Source organism: Mesorhizobium sp. WSM4808, assembly GCF_055811675.1.
Window position 1 is genome coordinate 327,265 of sequence record NZ_JBVVQX010000002.1, and the last position, 19,579, is coordinate 346,843.

The following is a 19,579-nucleotide window of genomic DNA, read 5'->3' on the forward strand; positions in this document are numbered from 1 at the left end:
TGTGGGAGAAGGTGTCGCCGAAGGCGACGGATGAGGGGTGTTCCAGCTTGGCAAGGACAGCGATCCTTCGCGCACCCCTCAATCGTCTCGGCGCTACGCGCCGATCCACCGCCCTGGGGCGAGCCACGGGTCTCGCCCCGTCCTTCGAACCCCACAAGGGGAGAAGGGAAAGCGCGAACCGCCACCCTCAAGTAATCACGCTTGGCTTGGGGCGGCCGGTATGGCTGTGAATCCCGGCAATATCATCGGCTGCGGCTATCAGATCGGCAAGGGCGGCCTGGGTGTCGAGGTCGTGCCTCGATTTGTCCGGCTCGTAACGTTCGATGTAGACGCGCAGCGTCGCGCCCGACGTGCCGGTGCCGGAGAGGCGGAAGACGACCCGCGAACCACCTTCGAACAGCACCCTGATGCCCTGATGCTCGCTGATCGAACCGTCGACCGGATCGCGATAGGCAAAATCGTCCGCGCTGGCGATTTTCATGCCGCGCACGCTGGTACCCGGCAGCGCGCCGAGCTTGGCGCGCAGTTCGTCGACCAATGCGTTGGCGCGGTCGCTCTCAACCTCTTCATAATCGTGCCGCGAATAGTAGTTGCGACCGTAGGTCGCCCAGTGCTCAGTGACGATCTGCTTGCAGCTTTCGCCGCGCGCGGCAAGGATGTTGAGCCACAAAAGCACCGCCCATAGGCCGTCCTTTTCGCGGACATGGTTGGAGCCGGTGCCCGCACTCTCCTCGCCGCAGATCGTCGCCATGTCGGCATCCAGCAGATTGCCGAAGAACTTCCAGCCGGTCGGCGTCTCATAGAGGGCGATGCCGAGTTTTTCAGCGACGCGGTCGGCAGCGCCACTGGTCGGCATCGAGCGGGCGATGCCCTTCAAACCGGCCTTGTAGCCGGGCGCCAGGCGGGCATTGGCGGCGAGCATGGCAACTGAATCCGACGGGGTAACGAAAATGCCCTTGCCGATGATCAGATTGCGGTCGCCGTCGCCATCCGAGGCAGCGCCGAAATCCGGCGCGTCCGGTCCCATCATCTCGTCATAGAGGTGCTTGGCATGGACGAGGTTCGGATCCGGGTGATGGCCGCCGAAATCCGGCAGCGGCTTGAAATTGCGGCAGGTGCCGTTGGGCGCGCCGAGCCGATTTTCCAGGATCTCCTTGGCGTAGGGGCCGGTCACCGCGTGCATGGCGTCGAAGCGCATGCGGAAGCCGGATTTGAACAGTTTGCGCAGGGCATCGAAATCGAACAGGCTTTCCATCAGTTCGGCATAGTCGGCGACCGGGTCGATGATCTCGACCGTCATGCCGGCGGCCTTGACCGTGCCTGTTGTGTCGATGTCGATCGGATCGATATCGGCGATCTTGAAGCTTGAGATCGTCTTGGTTTTCTCGAACATCGCGTCGGTCAGCTTTTCGGGCGCCGGGCCGCCATTGCCGGCATTGTACTTGATGCCGAAATCCTCATGCGGGCCGCCGGGATTATGGCTGGCCGACAGGATGATGCCGCCAAAGGTCTTGTACTTGCGGATGACATGCGAGGCGGCTGGCGTCGACAGGATGCCGCCCTGCCCGACCATCACCTTGCCGAAGCCGTTGGCGGCGGCCATGGCGATGGCCTTCTGGATGACCTCGCGATTGTAGAACCGGCCGTCACCGCCAATCACCAGGGTCTTGCCCTTGAAACCGTCAAGCGCGTCGAAGATCGACTGGATGAAATTCTCGGCATAGTGCTCCTGCTGAAAGACAGGCACCTTCTTGCGCAGGCCCGACGTGCCGGGCTTCTGGTCGGAATAAGGCTTGGTGGGGACGGTCCGTATCATGCTTCAGGCAACCCTTTTCGAAAGCAGCGAGCGATAGAGTTCGACATATTTTTCGGCGCTCTTGTCCCACGACACATCGGCCTTCATGCCCTGGCGCTGCAGCGATTCCCAGACCGTCGGACTGGCATGGGCGTCGACGAGGCGGCTAATGGCGTGCAGCAAGGCACCGCCATTGTTGGGCGCGAACTGGAAGCCGGTGGCGACACCGGCAGAGACGGCGGCCTCATTGGCGTCGATGACCGTATCGGCGAGGCCGCCGGTGCGCGCGACCACCGGCACGCAGCCATAGCGCAGGCCGTAAAGCTGCGTCAGCCCGCACGGTTCGAAGCGCGAGGGGATGACGATGGCGTCACAGCCACCCTGCATGATGTGCGACAGCCCCTCATCGTAGCCGACGACCACACCGATACGGCCGCGATGCCGGGCGGCAGCGGCAAGCAGCGCGCCTTCGAGACCGGCATCGCCCGATCCGAGGATGGCCAGCCGCGCGCCAGTGGCAACGATGCCGTCGATCACCAGCGCCAGTATGTCCATCCCCTTCTGCCAGGTCAGCCGGCTGACGACGCAGACGATCGGGCTGTCGTCACGCTCAAGGCTGAAGCGGTCCTCCACGGCAGTCCTGTTGGGCGCGCGCGCCTTCAGTGTGCTCGCCGTGTAGGGGGACACCAGATGCTTGTCGGTTTCCGGATCCCAGATGCCGGTATCGATGCCGTTGACGATGCCATAGAGATCGCTGGAGCGCATGTTGATGAGGCCGTCGAGACCCATGCCGAATTCCGCCGAGCGGATCTCCTGCGCGTAGGTCGGGCTGACCGTGGTGATCGCCCAGGCGGCCTGCAGGCCAGCCTTGAGGAAGCCGACACCACCATAATATTCGACGCCGTCGAGCGCCATCGCCGCCGCCGGCAAGCCGAGTTCACCGAAGATGCCGGCGCCGAACTGGCCCTGGAAGGCGAGATTGTGGACGGTCATCATCGAGGGAATGCCAACTGCCTTGCCGTAGCGCATGTAGGCCAGGGTCATCGCCGACTGCCAGTCATGGGCATGGACGATGTCGGGTTGGTAGCCCGAGATGGCGCCACCGGCGATGTCGCCGCCGACCTGGCTCAAGGCCGCGAAACGCCGCCAGTTGTCTGGCCAGTCCACGCCGGTGGCATTGCCGTAGGGACCGCCGGGACGGTCAAACAGATGCGGCGCATCGAGCACGAACAGTTCGAGCCCAGCGAGTTGGACTGAATGGACGGAGGCCTTGCCGCCCTGCAGCAAGGGATATTGCAGAACCGCCCGCTTCTTCTTGAAGGCGGCCATGACGGTCGGAAAGCCCGGGATGAGCGTGCGCACGGTCACGCCCTTGGCCGCCAAGGCGATGGGCAGCGCGCCGGTCACGTCGGCAAGCCCTCCGGTCTTGATCAGCGGAAAGATCTCGGGCGTGACCGACAGAACCTGCATGCGTTAGAGCCCTAACTTGTCGATCATGTCCTGCGTGACCAGGCAGATGCCCTTTTCGGAAACGCGGAAGCGCTTGGCGTCGAGAATAGGATCTTCGCCGACCACCAGCCCTTCCGGTATCCTAACACCATGGTCGATGACCACGCGCTTCAACTTTGCGTTCCGGCCGACATGAACGTCGGGCAGCATGACGACTTCTTCCAGCGTCGAATAGGAATTGATGCGCGCGCCGGTGAAGATCAGGCTTTTTTTCAGCGAAGCCCCCGAGACGATGCAATCGCCCGAGACAAGCGAAGACACAGCCGAACCGCGGCGGCCATCCTCGTCATGCACGAACTTTGCCGGCGGCTTCAATTCGGCATAAGTCCAGATCGGCCAGTCGCGGTCGTAGAGATCGAGCTCGGGCGTGATATCGGTCAGGTCGATATTGGCTTCCCAATAGGCGTCGACCGTTCCGACGTCGCGCCAGTAGGCCTCGTTCTCGGCGGTCGAGCGGACGCAGGATTTGGCGAAGCGATGCGCGATCGCCTTACCGTGCTGGACGATGTAGGGGATGATGTCCTTGCCGAAGTCGCGGCTCGAGCCCGGCTCGGCCGCATCGCGGCGCAATTGCTCCATCAGGAATTTGGTCTTGAAAACGTAAATGCCCATCGAGGCCAGGGCAAACTCCGGCTTGTCGGGAATGCCGGGCGGATCGGCAGGCTTTTCGACGAAGGCGATGATGTTGTCCTTGGCATCGACATGCATGACGCCGAAGCCGGTGGCTTCCATGCGCGGCACTTCGAGGCAGCCGACGGTGACATCGGCATTGGCATCGACATGCTGGCGAAGCATCATCTCGTAGTCCATCTTGTAGATGTGATCGCCGGCCAGGATGACCATGTATTCGGGCCCGTAGGCCTCGATGATGTCGATGTTCTGGTAGACGGCGTCGGCGGTGCCTTCATACCACTGCGTTTCCGAGACGCGCTGGCTGGCCGGCAGGATGTCGAAACTCTCGTTTCGTTCAGGGCGCAGGAAGTTCCAGCCGCGCTGCAGATGGCGGATCAGCGAATGCGCCTTGTACTGAGTGGCGACACCGAGGCGGCGAATGCCGGAATTGAGCGCGTTGGAAAGCGCGAAGTCGATGATGCGCGTCTTGCCGCCGAAATAGACGGCCGGCTTGGCACGCCGGTCGGTCAGTTCCTTGAGGCGGCTCCCACGGCCGCCGGCCAATACATAGGCCATGGCATCGCGCGCCAGCGGCTGGGTCCGTTTCAGGTCTGCCATTTCTACCCTCCCAAGTTACTCGATATCGACATGGCTCAGTCGGCAACGAGTTCAAGCATGATCGTCGACAGCGGCGGCAAAAGCATCGTCGCTGAGATGTTTCCTCCCTCCGCCCGCGCCTCGACCATGCCGCCATTGCCCTTGCCGGAACCGCCATATTCCGAAGCGTCGGTGTTGATGATCTCACGCCATTTGCCTGATGTCGGCAACGGCACGCGATAATTGTCACGCGGCACCGGCGTAAAATTGGAAATGACGGCCACCGGGCTGCCGCCCGGTGCACTGCGCAGCCAGGCAAAAACCGAATTCTGGCTGTCATCGACGATCAGCCAGGAAAACCCTTCCGGCTCACAATCACGGCCATGCAGTGCCGGGCGCGAACGGTAGAGATAGTTGAGATCGCGCACCGTCTGCCAGACGCCGCGATGCGGCCGGAATTCAAGCAGGTTCCAGTCGAGCGCGCGCGCCTCGCTCCATTCGCGGCGCTGCGCGAACTCCTGCCCCATGAAAAGCAGCTTCTTGCCGGGATAGCCCCACATGAAAGCGTAGTACGCGCGCAGCGTCGCAAACTTCTGCCAGTCGTCGCCGGCCATCTTGCCAAGCAGCGTGCCTTTGCCGTGCACAACCTCGTCGTGCGAGAGCGGCAGCACGAAATTCTCCGAAAAGGCGTAGGTCAGGCCGAAGGTGAGGTCGTTGTGGTGGTGTTTTCGGAAGATCGGTTCCTTGGAGAAATACTCCAGCGTGTCGTGCATGAAGCCCATATTCCACTTGAAGCCGAAGCCCAGCCCGCCTTCATGCACCGGTGCCGAGACCTTCGGCCAAGAGGTCGATTCCTCGGCGATGGTCATCACGCCCGGATGGTGGCCGTAGACCTCCTTGTTCATCTTCTGCAGGAAGCTGACCGCCTCGAGATTCTCGCGGCCGCCTTTCTCGTTGGGGATCCATTCGCCGGCCTTGCGCGAATAGTCGAGGTACAGCATCGAGGCGACCGCATCGACGCGAAGACCGTCGACATGGTATTTCTCGGCCCAGAACAACGCATTGTTGACCAGGAACGACACCACCTCGCGGCGGCCGAAATTGTAGATCGCGGTGTTCCAGTCGGGATGAAACCCCTTGCGCGGATCGGCATGTTCATAGAGCGCGGTGCCATCGAAATTGGCCAGGCCGTGCTCATCGACCGGGAAATGCGCGGGCACCCAGTCGAGAATAACGCCGACGCCGGCACGGTGGGCGCCGTCGACGAAGCGGGCAAAGCCGTCCGGATCGCCAAAGCGGGCCGATGGCGCGTAGAGGCCGGTCGTCTGGTAGCCCCAGGACGGGTCATACGGGTGTTCGGAGATCGGCATGAATTCGATATGGGTGAAGCCGGTCTCGACCACATAGGGGATCAGCCGGTCGGCCAGTTCGTCCCATGACAGGAACGTACCGTCGTCGCGAAGCTGCCAGGAGCCGGCATGGACCTCGTAGATCGAAATGGCTTCGCGCCGGTGATCGGCATTGCGCCAGAAATTGCGATGCGCCTCGTCGCCCCACTCATGCGCCGGCGGCACGGCCACGACCGAAGCGGTGGCCGGACGCAGTTCGGACTTTAAGGCGAACGGATCGGCCTTCAGCGGCAGCCTGACGCCGTCGGGGCCGATGATCTCGTATTTGTAGGGCCGGCCGGCACCGATATCGGGAATGAACACCTCCCAGATGCCGGTGTCGCGGCGATCCCGCATCGAGTGCCGGCGGCCGTCCCATTCGTTGAAATCGCCGACCACAGAGACACGCCGCGCATTGGGAGCCCAGACGGCGAAATGCACGCCCGTGGCGCCTTCGTGCTCGATGACATGGGCGCCGAGCTTGTCGAACAGCCTGAGATGCGATCCCTCGGCGATGTAGTAGTCGTCCATCGGCCCGAGCACCGGACCGAACGAATAGGGATCGGTCAGCCACCAGTCGCCGCCGGCATTGCGCGCGTGATAGCGAAGCGGTTGCCGCTTCTTGATCGAGAGCTTGCCTTCGAAAAAGCCGCCATCGTCGCGCCTGGACAATTCACCCGCGATGGTGCCGGTCAGCGTATAAGCGGTGACGAATTCGGCATTCGGAACAAAGCAGCGGGCCACAAAACCCTTCCCAGCCTCCTGAACACCGAGAATGGCAAACGGATCGCCATGCGTGCCGGCAACAATCGCCGCAACATCGCTGGCTGCCGCCAGTCCGTCCGGCCCGCTTGTCGCAGCGGTCGCGCGCGGCTTCTTCATCAGGCAGTGTCCCTCCCCAGGCACCGAGTGTTTGTTTCTAGTGGTGTGATCCGACTTTCAAGTCACACCACCGGGACCACACTGTTTGCGGCCTCATGCAATCACATCAGGCAGGCACGTTCCAGATTTCTTTCGCATATTGGCGGATCGTGCGATCGGAGGAGAACCAGCCGACACGCGCCACATTGCGGATTGCCCTGGCGTACCAGTCGGGACTGTTGCGCCAGACCGCATCGACCTCGCGCTGGGCGGTGGCATAGGCGTCGAAATCGGCGGCGACCATGAACCAGTCGCTGTTGTAGAGGCCGTTGACGAGGTCGCGGTAACGCTCCGGATCGTCCGGCGAAAAGACGCCCGACGAGACGGCAGCGACCGCTTGCGCGAGCTCAGATGATCCTTCGATGACGGCGCGCGGATCGTAACCGTTGTTGCGCCGCTCGGCGACCTCGGCGGTGGTCAGGCCGAAGATGAAGATGTTGTCGTCGCCGACGCATTCCTTGATCTCGACATTGGCACCGTCGAGCGTGCCGATGGTCAGCGCGCCGTTGAGCGCGAACTTCATGTTGCCGGTGCCCGACGCTTCCATGCCGGCAGTCGAGATCTGCTCGGAAAGGTCGGCCGCCGGCATCATGATCTCGGCCAGACTGACATTGTAATTCGGCACGAACACCACCTTCAGCAGACCGCGCACGGCCGGATCGCGGTTGATGACTTTTGCGACATCGTTGGCGAGTTTGATGATCAGCTTGGCATTGTGGTAGCTGGGCGCCGCCTTGCCGCCGAAGAATTTCACGCGCGGCATCCAGTCGCGCTCGGGGTGCGAGCGGATCTGGTCATAGAGGGCGATCGCCTCGAGAATGTTCAGAAGCTGGCGCTTGTATTCGTGGATGCGTTTGATCTGGATGTCGAAAAGCGCCGAAGGATCGACCTTGATGCCGAGCCGGTCGGCGACGAGGTTGGCCAATCGCGCCTTATTGGCGCGCTTGACGGCGGCGAACTTGTCGCGAAAGGCGGCGTCGCCGGCGAAACCGTCGAGATCCTTAATGGCGTCGATGTCATCGAGAAAACGGTCGCCGATCGCCTCACGGGCGAGCGACGTCAGTCCGGGATTGCATTGGATCAACCAGCGCCGCGGCGTGATGCCGTTGGTCTTGTTGTTGATACGATCGGGATAGAGCTTGTGCAGATCGGCGAACACCGTCTCCTTCATCAGGTCGGTGTGAAGAGCCGAAACGCCGTTGATGGAATGCGAGCCGACAAAGGCCAGATTGCCCATGCGCACCCGACGGTCGCCATTTTCCTGGATCAGCGAGATGCGGCCAATCTGCTCGTCCGAGAACTGGTTGGAAGCACGCGCCTCCAGAAGCACTTCAGCGTTGATGGCATAGACGATCTGCATGTGGCGCGGCAAAAGCCGCTCGAACAGCGGCACCGGCCAGCTTTCCAGCGCCTCGGGCAGCAGTGTGTGGTTGGTGTAGCCGAAGGTGCGCTGGGTGATATCCCAGGCCTGGTCGAAGTCCATGCCGTGGACGTCCATCAACAGGCGCATCAACTCCGCCACAGCGATGGCCGGATGAGTATCATTAAGATGGATCGCCGCCTTGTCGGGCAGCGACTTCAGGTCGCCATATTGGCTCAGATGGCGCTGCACGATGTCCTGCAGCGAGGCGGTAGAGAAGAAATACTCCTGCCGAAGCCGCAGTTCCTGCCCGGCCTTGTGGGAATCGGCGGGATAGAGCACGCGCGACAAGGCATCGGCCTTGTTGCTTTCGGCGAGCGCGCCGATGTGGTCGCCGGCATTGAATTTGTCGAGCAGGATCGGATCGATCGGCATGCCCGACCAGAGCCGCAGCGTGTTGACGCGATTGGCCCGCCAGCCGACGACGGGCGTGTCATAGGCGACGGCCAGCACATGCTCGGTCGGTTTCCAGACATGGCGTTCGAGGCGCCCGTCCTTGGAGGTGATCGATTCCACCGAACCGCCGAAACCAACCTCGAAGGAGCGTTCGCGACGTTCGAATTCCCACGGGTTACCGTGATCAAGCCAGGTCTCTGGCAGTTCGACCTGCCAGCCGTCGTGAATCTCCTGCCGGAACATGCCATTGGCATAGCGGATGCCGTAGCCATGCGCCGGAATGTCGACGGTCGCCATGCTTTCCATGAAGCAGGCCGCGAGCCGGCCGAGGCCGCCATTGCCGAGCGCCGCATCGGGCTCGAGTGCTGCAATCAAGTCGAGATCGACACCGAGAGAGGACAGCGCCTCGCGCATGTTGTCCATCAGGCCCAGATTGGAGAAGGCATCGCGCATCAGGCGGCCGATGAGGAATTCCAGCGACAGATAATAGACGCGCTTTTCCTTCTGGTCGTAAGCCTCTCTCGTCGCCTGCATCCAGTGATCGACGATCCGGTCGCGCACGACCTTGATCGAGGCGGTCAGCCAGTCGTACTGGGTCGCAACGGTGGTGTCCTTGCCGACCCTGTATTTGAGGGCAACCAAGACTTCACGTGCGAGTGTCTTTGGGTCAGGATTTTCGAGCAGTGGAGGAAGGGGTTCGGATGTCATCGCGCTCGTCATGATGCCTCTCGTGCGGTTGCCATGATCATACCGGCTTTCATCGCTCCTCCCAGCCCATGCTAGCTGATACCGCCATATATTCAATCGATTTAAACAGGTTCGATCCGGCTTGCCCCCTGCGGCAATTTGGCAATTCTGAAGGGTGACGCGCCAAGACGGCCCGCGCGCCGCGCTTCAAATCCCTGTTCCGTGCTTGCCGTTGTCGCCATGCGCCAGCCACTTGGGCGAGATGTATCAAGCCGCCAGCGCCGCCTCCGGCGGGGCCTTGGCTCCTGTCATGAAGGCGACGGCGTCGGACATCGTATATTGCTTGGGGTCGATGACGGCGAGGCGACGGCCCAGCCGATGGATGTGAATGCGATCGGCCACTTCGAAGACATGCGGCATGTTATGCGAGATCAGCACGATCGGGAGGCCGCGCTTCTTGACGTCGAGGATCAACTCGAGCACGCGGCGGCTTTCCTTGACGCCAAGGGCGGCCGTCGGCTCGTCCATGATCACCACACGACTGCCAAAGGCGGCCGCACGCGCCACGGCAACGCCCTGCCTTTGGCCGCCCGAGAGCGTCTCCACAGCCTGGCTGATGTTCTGGATGGTCATCAGGCCAAGTTCGGTAAGCTTGTCGCGGGCGCGCTTTTCCATCGCCGGGCGATCGAGCATGCGAAGCCAATCGCCCAGAAAACCCGGTTTACGGATTTCGCGGCCAAGGAACATGTTGTCGGCGATTGACAGCGCCGGCGACAGCGCCAGGTTCTGGTAGACGGTCTCGATGCCGGCTTCGCGGGCCTCCATCGGCGATTTGAAGGAGACGGGTTTTCCTTCGAGCCGGATCTCGCCTTCATCGGGCACGGCAGCGCCGGAAATCGCCTTGATGAGCGACGATTTGCCGGCGCCATTGTCACCGATGACAGCAAGGATTTCGCCGGGGTAGAGGTCGAAGTCGGCGTTGTCGAGGGCGGTGACGCGGCCGTAGCGCTTGACCAGGCCACGCGCGGTAAGAATGGGTTCCTGGGTCATGGTCATGCCGAAACCTTTCTGATCCATTGGTCGACCGCCACGGCGCCGATGATCAGCACACCGGTGAGCAGCACCTTCCATTGCGGATCGGCGCCCAGCATGTTGAGGCCCATGGAGACGACGCCGACGATCATCGCGCCGAACAGCGTGCCCAGGATCGAGCCGCGTCCGCCGAACAGGGAAATACCGCCGATCACCGTCGCGGTGATCGCCTGGAGATTGTAGTCGGTGACGGCAGCCGACGGCGAGATCGAGCCGTTGCGGCCGATGGAGACCCAGGCAGCGAAAGCGGCGATCAGCCCGGCAAGGGTGTAGACCGTCATCAGCACCTTCTTGGTCTGGATGCCCGACAGCTTCGCCGCCTCCTGATCATCGCCAACGGCGTAGACATGGCGGCCCCATGCCGTGTGATTTAGCACGTACCAGAGGATCATCACGAGCACGACCGTGGCAATGACGCCGAGCGTCAGCACCGCCGTGCCGACCTTGAAGCTGATGGCAAAGAGATGCAGCAGCGGCGCCTGGGTGTCGACATCGGTGTCGCGGATCGTCTCGTTGGCCGAATAGATGAAGTTCGTGGCCATGACGATGTTCCAGGTGCCAAGCGTCACGATGAAGGGCGGCAGCTTCATGTAAGCGACAAGCACCCCGTTAAGCAGCCCGCATGCCGCGCCGGCGGCAAGCCCGATCGCCACGGCGAGCGCGCTCGGCATACCGTAGCTGACGGCGCAATTGCCCATGATCACCGCTGAAATCACCATGATCACGCCAATCGACAGGTCGATGCCCGCGGTCAGGATGACCAGCGTCTGCGCAGCACCCAGAATGCCGATAATGGCGATCTGCTGCAGGATAAGCGTCAGCGTGTAGGACGAAAAGAACCGGCCACCGATGGTGATGCCGAAAACGATGATCGCCAGAACCAGGACGATCAGCGGCACCGCGGCCGGCGTCGAATGCAGGAAATGCTGGATGCGCTTGACGGCCGATTTGTGCTCGTCAAAAGCAGCAACGCTGGTGTCGCTGCTCGAGAGAACCTTCTCGAATTCCTGAGCTTGAGCCATGTTTACTCCCCATAGGCTTCAGCCAAACGCCGACGCCAGTCCACGCCTTTCCGGTCTGCTGCCGGGATTGTTCGCGGTCACGCGAGCCATCGTCCACCCGAAGCGGCCGGGGATCAAGCCCCGACCGCCCAGGTTCGGTAGATGCCTGTCAGACCGGCATCAGCCCCAGCATTTGGCGAGGCCTTCCTTGGTGTCGATGGACTTCACGCCGGTGGCCGGCTTGTCGGTCACCAGGTTGACGCCGGTATCGAAGAAGTCCTTGCCTTCGGTCGGCTTCGGCTTGGTTCCGTCCTTGGCGAAAGCAGCGATCGCCTCGATGCCGAGTGCTGCCATCTGCAACGGATATTGCTGCGACGTCGCGCCGATGACACCTTCGGCCACCGACTTCACGCCGGGGCAGCCGCCGTCGACGGAAACGATCAACACCTGGCTTTCGAGGCCGACAGCCTTGAGCGCCTGATAGGCGCCGACAGCGGCCGGTTCGTTGATGGTGTGGATGACGTTGATGGTGTTGTCCTTCTGCAGAAGGTTCTCCATCGCCTTGCGGCCGCCCTCTTCGTTGCCATTGGTGACGTCGTGGCCGACGATGCGGGGATCGTCCTCATCGCCGATCTTGTTGGGATCCTTCACATCGATGCCGTAGCCCATCATGAAGCCCTGGTCGCGCAGCACGTCGACAGTCGGCTGCGAAGGCGTCAGGTCGAGGAAGCCGATCTTGGCGTCCTTGGCCTTGTCGCCGAGCGTGGCGGCTGCCCAGGAACCGATCAGCTTGCCGGCTTCGAGATTGTCCGTCGCAAAGGTCGCGTCGGCGGCGTCGATCGGATCGAGCGGCGTGTCGAGCGCGATCACCAGCAGGCCGGCATCGCGCGCCTTCTTCACGGTCGGCACGATGCCCTTGGTGTCGGATGCAGTGATCAGGATGCCCTTGGCGCCGTCGGCGATGCAGCTCTCGATCGCCGCGACCTGGCTCTCGCTGTCGCCGTCGATCTTGCCGGCGTAGGTCTTGAGGTCGACGCCGAGTTCCTTGGCCTTCGCCGTGGCGCCTTCCTTCATCTTGACGAAGAAGGGATTGGTGTCGGTCTTGGTGATCAGACAGGCACCGACACCGGCCGCGGATGCGGACGACGCAAACGCCACCAACCCCAGAGCCGCGGCGGCAAACACGGTCGATTTCAACAGTTTTGTATTGGTCACGATTTCCTCCCAGTGGAACCATTCCGATGCCGGCCAACCGGCACCTGCAGCGCATCCAACGAAATTCTCCCAGCGTGGACGCTGCCTCAACAGACACCAGGCCGAAGCTTCTGTCAATAATTAAATCACTCTTATTTATTATTGACAGCCTTGCTTCATTCACCCATTCTGGCCCAAAAGCATTGAGGGGAAACGACGGGAGGAACAGGGTGGAAACCGCCATTGCGAGGCACGGTTCGCCCGAGGTGAATGACAGCCTCATTCACCGCGGCACCAACCAGAGCGGCATGCGCGACCACAATGAGCGGTTGGTGCTCTCGTTGGTGCGCCAGCACGGCAGCCTGGCGAAATCCGACATCGCCCGCATGACCGGGCTTTCGGCGCAGACGGTTTCGGTCATCATGCGCGAGCTGGAGGAAGAAAGCCTTCTGCTGCGCCAGGCGCCGTTGCGCGGCAAGATCGGCCAACCCTCCATCCCGATGGCGCTCAATCCCGAAGGCGCTTTCTTCATCGGTCTCAAGATCGGCCGCCGCAGCGCCGAACTGGTGCTGATCGATTTCCTTGGCCATGTCCGTTCGATGCTGCAGCATTCCTATCGCTACCCGGCGCCGCGCGAGACAGTAGACTTCGTCAGCAACGGCATGCGGCAGATGCGCGGCGAGCTGACGCCTGCACAGGACAAGCGCATCGCCGGGCTCGGCATCGCCATGCCGTTCGAATTGTGGAACTGGGCCGATACCGCCGGCGCCCCGCGCGACGTCATGGACGAATGGCGCCACCGCGACATCAGGGCCGACATCCAGGCGCAATGCGATTTTCCGGTCTATTTGCAGAACGATGCGACTTCGGCCTGCGGCGCCGAGCTCGTCTTCGGCCAGGCGGGTGCCGCGCGTGACTTCGTCTATTTTTACATCGGCGCCTTTGCCGGCGGCGGAATCGTGCTGAATGGCCGGCTGTTTGGCGGCCCGACCGGCAATGCCGGCGCGCTGGGTTCGATGCCCGTACCCGGACCGGACGGCAAACCGGCCCAGCTGATCGACGTGGCGTCCATCGCCATGCTCGAAAAGGCGCTCAATGCGCGCGGCGTCGAGGCCTCGCATCTGTGGACATCGCCGGAAGACTGGGGCGAGATCGGCTCCGAACTCGACGACTGGATCGCCAGTGCCTCGCAAGCCCTTGCCTACGCCATCGTCGCCGCATCCTCGGTCATCGATTTCGAAGCGGCGGTGATCGACGGCTGGATGCCGAAGGCGGTGCGCCGCCGGCTGGTCGACGCCATCATCGCGGCAATCGCCACGATCGACGGCGAAGGCCTGAAGCTGCCCGCCGTTCGCGAGGGAACCGTCGGCATTCACGCCCGGGCGCTCGGCGGCGCCAGCCTGCCCCTTTCCGAACGCTTCCTGATCGGCTCGACGACGATTTCCAGGAGCGCCTGATGCTGATCGGAATCCCGGCGCTGCTCGGTCCGGAGCTTCTGGCCACGTTGCGTGCCATGGGCCATGGCGACGAAATCGCCCTTGTCGACGGAAACTATCCGGCCGAACAACAGGCCACCCGGCTGGTGCGAGCCGACGGGCACCATCTCATCCCGGTGCTCGACGCGATCTTGAGCGTGCTGCCGGTAGACGACGCCGTTCCAGAGGCGCTGTTTCGCGCCTCTGTCAAAGGCGATCCCTCGCTTGCCGATCCTGTCCACCATGAGATCGAGGCGATCTGCGCCAAACGCGCGCCGGACCGCAAGGTGGTTGCGCTGGCCGGCGCCGACTTCTATGCACGGGTCAAATCGGCGCATGCCATCGTCGCGACCAGCGAGCCGCGGCTCTACGCCAACATCATCATACGCAAGGGCGTGATCCATCCGCCGGAGACCAGGAAGCCATGATCCTCTGCTGCGGCGAAGCCCTGATGGACATGCTGCCGCGCACGACGACAGCGGGTGAGCCGGCCTTTGCGCCTTATGTCGGCGGCGCGGTGTTCAACACGGCGATCGCGCTTGGCCGGCTCGGCGCGCCGGCAGGCTTCTTTTCGGGCCTGTCGTCGGATCTGTTCGGCGGCCAGTTCCGGGATGCGCTGGGGGCAAGCAAGGTCAGCTCCACCTATGCGCACACCTCACCACGGCCAACGACGCTGGCCTTCGTCAAGCTCACCAACGGCCAGGCGACCTACACTTTCTATGACGAGAACACCGCCGGCCGCATGCTGACCGTCGACGACCTGCCGCAGCTTGGCAGCGAGATCGAAGCCATGCTGTTTGGTGCCATCAGCCTGATTTCGGAGCCCGCCGGCAGTGCCTATGAGGAGTTCATGCGGCGCGAGCATGAAAGTCGAGTGATGATGCTCGATCCCAACATCCGGCCGAACTTCATACCGGACAAGGCCAAGCACCTCAGGCGCATTCGCGCGATGATGGCGATGGCCGACATCGTGAAATTGTCGGACGAAGACCTGAACTGGTTCGGCGAAGCCGGCTCGCACGAGGATGTCATCCGCAACTGGCTGGACCGAGGCCCGAAGCTGATCGTCGTCACCCATGGCAGCGAAGGCGCCGTCGGCTATACCAGGGAACATGCCGTCACCGTCATGCCGGAAAAGGTCGAGGTGGTCGACACGGTCGGCGCCGGCGATACCTTCAACGCCGGCATCCTCGCCTCCTTGCATGAGCAGGGCCTGCTGACCAAGGCGGCGATTTCCGCCTTGTCGAAAGACGCCATCCACAAGGCGCTGGCGCTCGGCGCGAAGGCGGCGGCAGTGACCGTGTCGCGGGCCGGCGCCAATCCACCCTGGCGACATGAAATCGCCTGAGCAACGCTCAACATAAGTTGAGCCCAATCGATCACTTTATGTTTCGCAGGGCTCTTTTACAGGGCTATAAGGGCGGGATGGCGCCCGACGAAGCCCGGATTTCCGGCATCTGACTGACATTCGCCGGGAAATACTGGTAACGGACTGCGACACTTGGGCAATTTGGGCTCCGCCTGCCCGGCTTTCTCGGCAAGCGCAACTCTGGTACCAGCGGCCGATTATCTGGCTAACCCGTTTTGAGGCCGACATGCAGTTCATCGATCTTGGCGCGCAGCGCGAACGAATCCGCGACCGGCTGAAGGCCGCGATCGACCGTGTCGTCGACGAAGGCCGTTATATTCTTGGCCCGCAAGTCACCGAATTCGAGAACAAGCTCGCCGCCCATATCGGCACCAAGCATGTCGTGGCCTGCGCCAACGGCACCGATGCACTGCTGTTGCCGCTGTTTGCGGCCGGCGTCGGCCCGGGCGACGCCGTGTTCGTGCCGAGCTTCACTTTCGCCGCCACCGCCGAAGTGGTGGCGCTGGCCAAGGCCGAGCCGGTGTTCGTCGATGTCGACCCACATACCTACAACATCGACATTGCCAGCCTCGAAGCGGCCATTGCCATGATCAACAAGGAAGGAAGGCTGAAGCCGAAGGCAATCATTCCCGTCGATCTGTTTGGCCTTGCCGCCGACTACGAGGCGATCATGGCGATCGCCAGCCGAGAAGGGCTGATGGTGATCGAGGATGCCGCCCAGTCGATGGGCGGTTCGCTCGACGGCAAGATGTGCGGTGCTTTCGGCCATGTCGGATCGACCAGCTTCTATCCGGCCAAGCCGCTTGGCTGCTACGGCGACGGCGGCGCGATGTTCACCAATGACGATGCGCTGGCCGAGCAGCTTCGCTCCTTCGCCTTCCATGGCAAGGGCGAGACGCAGTACGACAATGTCCGCGTCGGCATCAATTCACGCCTCGACACGATCCAGGCGGCGATCCTGATCGAGAAGCTGGCAATCCTCGAAGACGAGATGGTCGCCCGCCAGGTGGTGGCAAAGCGCTATGCCGAAGGGCTTGGCGACATCGTCACCGCCGCCCGCAATCTGGACGGCAGCCGTTCGGCCTGGGCGCAATACGCCATCGAGACGCCCAAGCGCGACGGGCTGAGGGCGCATCTCGGCGAAAAGGGCATTCCGTCTGTCATTTACTACGTGAAGCCGCTGCATGCCCAGGTCGCTTATCGCGACTACCCGCGCACGCCGACCGGCCTTGCCGTATCGGAAGACCTGCCGAAGCGGATCCTGTGCCTGCCCATGCACCCTTATCTCAGCGAAGCCGACCAGGACCGCATCATCGAGACGATCCGCAACTATATCGGCTCGAATTCGGCGCAGGCCGCGGCAGAGTAAGCTGCCGAGCCTTTCTCAGCCGGGGCCCGCCGCCCTGCCGCTGGCAATGAAATGCGGATTGGCAAAATCCTCGTCGTCGCTTTGCCTGCGCTTGCCATAGACCAGAGGTTGGCCGTCCAGCGTGCGCGTCATGCCGCCGGCGGCGCGCAGGATGGCGTCGCCCGCCGCTGTGTCCCATTCCATGGTGCGGCCGAAGCGCGGATAGACATCAGCCTCGGCACTGGCGAGAAGGCAGAACTTCAAGGACGAACCGACCGAAACGATTTCGGCGGCACCGAGGTCGCGAATATAGGCCTCGGTTTCCGGTGTGTTGTGAGACCGACTGGCGACGACGGCCAGCGGCGTCGCGGCCGCTCTCGCCGCGATCGGCCGGCGGCCGACGATCTGGTAATCGCCATCGATTTCGAGTGATTCCGCCCTGCCCGGCAGGCCGGAAAAGAAGCGGCCCGTGCAGGGCGCAAAGACGACGCCGACTTCCGGCACGCCATCGCGGACCAGCGCGATGTTGACGGTGAAATCGGTGCGGCGGTTAACGAACTCCTTGGTCCCATCGAGCGGATCGATCAGAAAAAAAGCCCCGTCCAGATCGGGCGGCACGATGCCGGCGGAAGCTTCTTCCTCGGCCACGCAGGGGATATCGGGAAATGCGGCACGCAGTCCGGCGAGAATGATCTTTTCGCTCTCGCGGTCCGCCTCGGTCACCGGCGAGGCGTCGGACTTACGGTCAACCGCACAGCCGGCGTGGAACACACGCATCACCTCGCGCCCGGCCGACAAGGCCAGGCGCTCGAAGATTTCAAGCATCAGCCTGTCGTCAGATGCCGCCGCCGCTATCGTATTGGTCTTCGGCAATGTCGCGCTCGTTCAGCCAGTGTTCCAGGGCGTCGACCATCTCTTCGGCCGACTTGCCGAGTGTCCGAAGATGGACCTCCGGGGTTTCCGGCGCTTCATAAGGGGAATCGACGCCGGTGAAATTCTTGATCTCGCCATTCAGCGCGCGCGCGTAGAGGCCCTTCGGATCACGCCGGGCGCATTCCTCGAAAGGCGTATCGACATACACCTCGACGAATTCGCCGTCGGCCATCAATTCACGTGCCATGCGCCGCTCGGCGCTGAAGGGCGAAATGAACGAAACAATGACGATCAATCCGGCATCGGCCATCAAACGCGCCACTTCAGCAACGCGGCGGATGTTCTCGACGCGATCGGCGTCGGTGAAGCCAAGATCGCGGTTGAGACCGTGACGGACGTTGTCGCCGTCCAGGATATAAGTGTGGCGGCCGGTGGCGAACAGCTTCTTTTCGAACAGGTTGGCGATGGTCGACTTGCCGGAACCCGACAGCCCGGTGAACCAGAACACGGCGGGCCGCTGGTTCTTCATGTCGGCGCGCACGCGCTTGCCGACATCGAGCGACTGCCAATGGATGTTTTCGGCGCGGCGCAACGAGTGCAGGATCATGCCGGCGCCGACCGTGGCGCTGGAGATGCGGTCGATCAGGATGAAGGCGCCGGTGGTGCGGTTTTCGGCGAAGGGATCGAAGGCGATCGGCGTCCGCGTCGAAATGTTGCAGATGCCGACTTCGTTCATGTCGAGCGACTTTGCCGCTTCATGGGCAAAGTCATTGACGTTGATCCGATATTTCAGGTCGGTGACGGTGGCGCTGGTCTGGTCGGTCTCGGTGCGCAGGATGTAAGAGCGGCCTGGCAGCAACGCATGCTCGTCGAACCAGACGATGTTGGCGGCGAACTGGTCGGCGACTTGCGGCCGTGCGGCAGGCGAAACCAGCATGTTGCCGCGCGAGATTTCGACTTCGTCATCGAGGACGAGCGTGACGGCCTGGCCGGCGGCCGCCTGGGCGAGATCGCCGCCATACGAGACGATCCGCTTGACGCGCGAGGATTTGCCGGACTTGGCGACAACGACCTCGTCGCCGGGCGCAACCGAGCCGGAGGCGACCGTGCCGGCAAAGCCGCGAAAGTCGAGATTGGGACGGTTGACATACTGGACAGGGAAACGAAACGGCAGTTCGACCATCGCTTCGTCGACCGACACGGTTTCGAGATGCTCGATCAGCGTCGGACCGGAATACCATTCCATGCTTTCCGACCGGCGGCTGACATTGTCGCCATAACGGGCCGACATCGGGATCGGCACAATGGTCTGGAAGCCGAGATCGCGCGAGAATTGCCCGTAGTCTTCGACGATCCGGTCGAAAACCGCCTGATCGAAATCGACAAGATCGATCTTGTTGACGGCCAGCACGACGTGGCGGATGCCGAGCAGCGAGGCGATGATCGAATGCCGCCTTGTCTGGCGAAGCACACCCTGCCGGGCATCGATCAGCACGATCGCCAGGTCGGCGGTCGAGGCGCCGGTGGCCATGTTGCGGGTGTATTGCTCGTGGCCAGGTGTGTCGGCAACGATGAATTTGCGTTTCGGCGTGGCGAAGAAGCGGTAAGCGACGTCGATGGTGATACCTTGCTCGCGCTCGGCCTCCAGACCGTCGACCAGCAGCGCGAAATCGATGTCGTCGCCCGTCGTGCCATGCTTGCGCGAATCGCGTTCGAGCGCGGCGAGCTGGTCCTCGAAAATCTGCTTGGTGTCGGACAGCAGGCGCCCGATCAGCGTCGACTTGCCGTCATCGACCGAGCCGCAGGTCAGGAAGCGCAGCAGCGACTTCTTCTCCTGCGCAGCCAGATAGTCGCGAACGCCGTCGGTGGGAGCGAGGCTCTTTGCCATGATGTGGCGCATGG

14 protein-coding genes are annotated in these 19,579 nt (G+C 62.6%); 4 read left to right on the forward strand and 10 right to left on the reverse strand.

Translation table 11 applies throughout. The annotated features are described in order from the left end of the window. Window positions 1–187: 187 nt before the first annotated feature. The 8 genes from AC0L2U_RS04330 to AC0L2U_RS04365 all read right to left on the reverse strand — a co-directional run bounded on the left by AC0L2U_RS04330 (window position 188) and on the right by AC0L2U_RS04365 (window position 12,633). Window positions 188–1,816 (reverse strand): alpha-D-glucose phosphate-specific phosphoglucomutase, encoded by a 1,629-nt coding sequence (locus AC0L2U_RS04330; protein ID WP_127398063.1) that lies wholly within the window; start codon window positions 1,814–1,816, stop codon window positions 188–190. A 3-nt stretch (window positions 1,817–1,819) separates the two neighbouring features. Continuing rightward, window positions 1,820–3,265: a glycogen synthase GlgA gene (gene glgA, locus AC0L2U_RS04335; RefSeq protein ID WP_127327162.1), complete on the reverse strand. Its 1,446-nt coding sequence runs from the start codon at window positions 3,263–3,265 to the stop codon at window positions 1,820–1,822. Between the two features lie 3 nt (window positions 3,266–3,268). Then, window positions 3,269–4,534, reverse strand: a complete 1,266-nt coding sequence (gene glgC / locus AC0L2U_RS04340) for a glucose-1-phosphate adenylyltransferase (protein ID WP_127810959.1) — start codon at window positions 4,532–4,534, stop codon at window positions 3,269–3,271. A gap of 35 nt (window positions 4,535–4,569) precedes the next feature. After that, on the reverse strand, window positions 4,570–6,783 hold the full coding sequence (gene glgB, locus AC0L2U_RS04345) for a 1,4-alpha-glucan branching protein GlgB (protein WP_127397875.1): 2,214 nt from the start codon (window positions 6,781–6,783) through the stop codon (window positions 4,570–4,572). Window positions 6,784–6,889: 106 nt separating this feature from the next. Continuing rightward, window positions 6,890–9,358 carry a glycogen/starch/alpha-glucan phosphorylase gene (locus AC0L2U_RS04350; RefSeq protein WP_128288271.1) on the reverse strand — a complete coding sequence of 823 codons (2,469 nt, stop codon included), beginning with the start codon at window positions 9,356–9,358 and terminating at the stop codon, window positions 6,890–6,892. A 234-nt stretch (window positions 9,359–9,592) separates the two neighbouring features. Then, window positions 9,593–10,402, reverse strand: coding sequence for an ATP-binding cassette domain-containing protein (locus AC0L2U_RS04355; protein ID WP_245472424.1), 810 nt, complete (start codon window positions 10,400–10,402; stop codon window positions 9,593–9,595). Further along, the gene (locus AC0L2U_RS04360; RefSeq protein ID WP_127269995.1) at window positions 10,378–11,439 is read right to left on the reverse strand and encodes an ABC transporter permease; all 1,062 of its coding nucleotides are present in this window, start codon (window positions 11,437–11,439) and stop codon (window positions 10,378–10,380) included. The genes AC0L2U_RS04355 and AC0L2U_RS04360 overlap by 25 nt, the downstream gene beginning before the upstream one ends. Before the next feature lie 159 nt (window positions 11,440–11,598). After that, the gene (locus tag AC0L2U_RS04365) at window positions 11,599–12,633 is read right to left on the reverse strand and encodes a sugar ABC transporter substrate-binding protein (RefSeq protein ID WP_127398255.1); all 1,035 of its coding nucleotides are present in this window, start codon (window positions 12,631–12,633) and stop codon (window positions 11,599–11,601) included. A gap of 209 nt (window positions 12,634–12,842) precedes the next feature. On the opposite strand from AC0L2U_RS04365, the gene AC0L2U_RS04370 reads away from it, so the two are divergent. The 4 genes from AC0L2U_RS04370 (at window position 12,843) to AC0L2U_RS04385 (ending at window position 16,825) form a co-directional block, all read left to right on the forward strand. Further along, window positions 12,843–14,069 carry an ROK family transcriptional regulator gene (locus tag AC0L2U_RS04370; protein ID WP_127810961.1) on the forward strand — a complete coding sequence of 409 codons (1,227 nt, stop codon included), beginning with the start codon at window positions 12,843–12,845 and terminating at the stop codon, window positions 14,067–14,069. After that, a complete protein-coding gene (locus AC0L2U_RS04375; protein ID WP_127396452.1) occupies window positions 14,069–14,515 on the forward strand; it encodes an RbsD/FucU family protein in 447 nt (148 codons plus the stop codon). The genes AC0L2U_RS04370 and AC0L2U_RS04375 overlap by 1 nt, the downstream gene beginning before the upstream one ends. Then, window positions 14,512–15,435: a carbohydrate kinase family protein gene (locus tag AC0L2U_RS04380; protein WP_473601460.1), complete on the forward strand. Its 924-nt coding sequence runs from the start codon at window positions 14,512–14,514 to the stop codon at window positions 15,433–15,435. The genes AC0L2U_RS04375 and AC0L2U_RS04380 overlap by 4 nt, the downstream gene beginning before the upstream one ends. 247 nt (window positions 15,436–15,682) lie before the next feature. Continuing rightward, complete coding sequence (locus AC0L2U_RS04385; protein WP_473601461.1) at window positions 15,683–16,825, forward strand: DegT/DnrJ/EryC1/StrS family aminotransferase; 1,143 nt, start codon at window positions 15,683–15,685, stop codon at window positions 16,823–16,825. A 15-nt stretch (window positions 16,826–16,840) separates the two neighbouring features. Here the strand turns inward: AC0L2U_RS04385 and cysQ are convergent, their stop codons facing one another. Both cysQ and cysN read right to left on the reverse strand, forming a co-directional pair. Further along, complete coding sequence (gene cysQ / locus AC0L2U_RS04390; protein ID WP_164874015.1) at window positions 16,841–17,629, reverse strand: 3'(2'),5'-bisphosphate nucleotidase CysQ; 789 nt, start codon at window positions 17,627–17,629, stop codon at window positions 16,841–16,843. Window positions 17,630–17,639: 10 nt separating this feature from the next. Then, the gene (gene cysN, locus AC0L2U_RS04395) at window positions 17,640–19,577 is read right to left on the reverse strand and encodes a sulfate adenylyltransferase subunit CysN (RefSeq protein WP_164873879.1); all 1,938 of its coding nucleotides are present in this window, start codon (window positions 19,575–19,577) and stop codon (window positions 17,640–17,642) included. Window positions 19,578–19,579: the final 2 nt, after the last annotated feature.

Bases quoted from the DNA above. Each gene is read 5' to 3' on its own strand.
- AC0L2U_RS04330 (WP_127398063.1), bottom strand. From the start codon at position 1,816: ATGATACGGACCGTCCCCACCAAGCCTTATTCCGACCAGAAGCCCGGC.
- glgA (WP_127327162.1), bottom strand. From the start codon at position 3,265: ATGCAGGTTCTGTCGGTCACGCCCGAGATCTTTCCGCTGATCAAGACC.
- glgC (WP_127810959.1), bottom strand. From the start codon at position 4,534: ATGGCAGACCTGAAACGGACCCAGCCGCTGGCGCGCGATGCCATGGCC.
- glgB (WP_127397875.1), bottom strand. From the start codon at position 6,783: ATGAAGAAGCCGCGCGCGACCGCTGCGACAAGCGGGCCGGACGGACTG.
- AC0L2U_RS04350 (WP_128288271.1), bottom strand. From the start codon at position 9,358: ATGACGAGCGCGATGACATCCGAACCCCTTCCTCCACTGCTCGAAAAT.
- AC0L2U_RS04355 (WP_245472424.1), bottom strand. From the start codon at position 10,402: ATGGATCAGAAAGGTTTCGGCATGACCATGACCCAGGAACCCATTCTT.
- AC0L2U_RS04360 (WP_127269995.1), bottom strand. From the start codon at position 11,439: ATGGCTCAAGCTCAGGAATTCGAGAAGGTTCTCTCGAGCAGCGACACC.
- AC0L2U_RS04375 (WP_127396452.1), top strand. From the start codon at position 14,069: ATGCTGATCGGAATCCCGGCGCTGCTCGGTCCGGAGCTTCTGGCCACG.
- AC0L2U_RS04380 (WP_473601460.1), top strand. From the start codon at position 14,512: ATGATCCTCTGCTGCGGCGAAGCCCTGATGGACATGCTGCCGCGCACG.
- AC0L2U_RS04385 (WP_473601461.1), top strand. From the start codon at position 15,683: ATGCAGTTCATCGATCTTGGCGCGCAGCGCGAACGAATCCGCGACCGG.
- cysQ (WP_164874015.1), bottom strand. From the start codon at position 17,629: ATGCTTGAAATCTTCGAGCGCCTGGCCTTGTCGGCCGGGCGCGAGGTG.
- cysN (WP_164873879.1), bottom strand. From the start codon at position 19,577: ATGCGCCACATCATGGCAAAGAGCCTCGCTCCCACCGACGGCGTTCGC.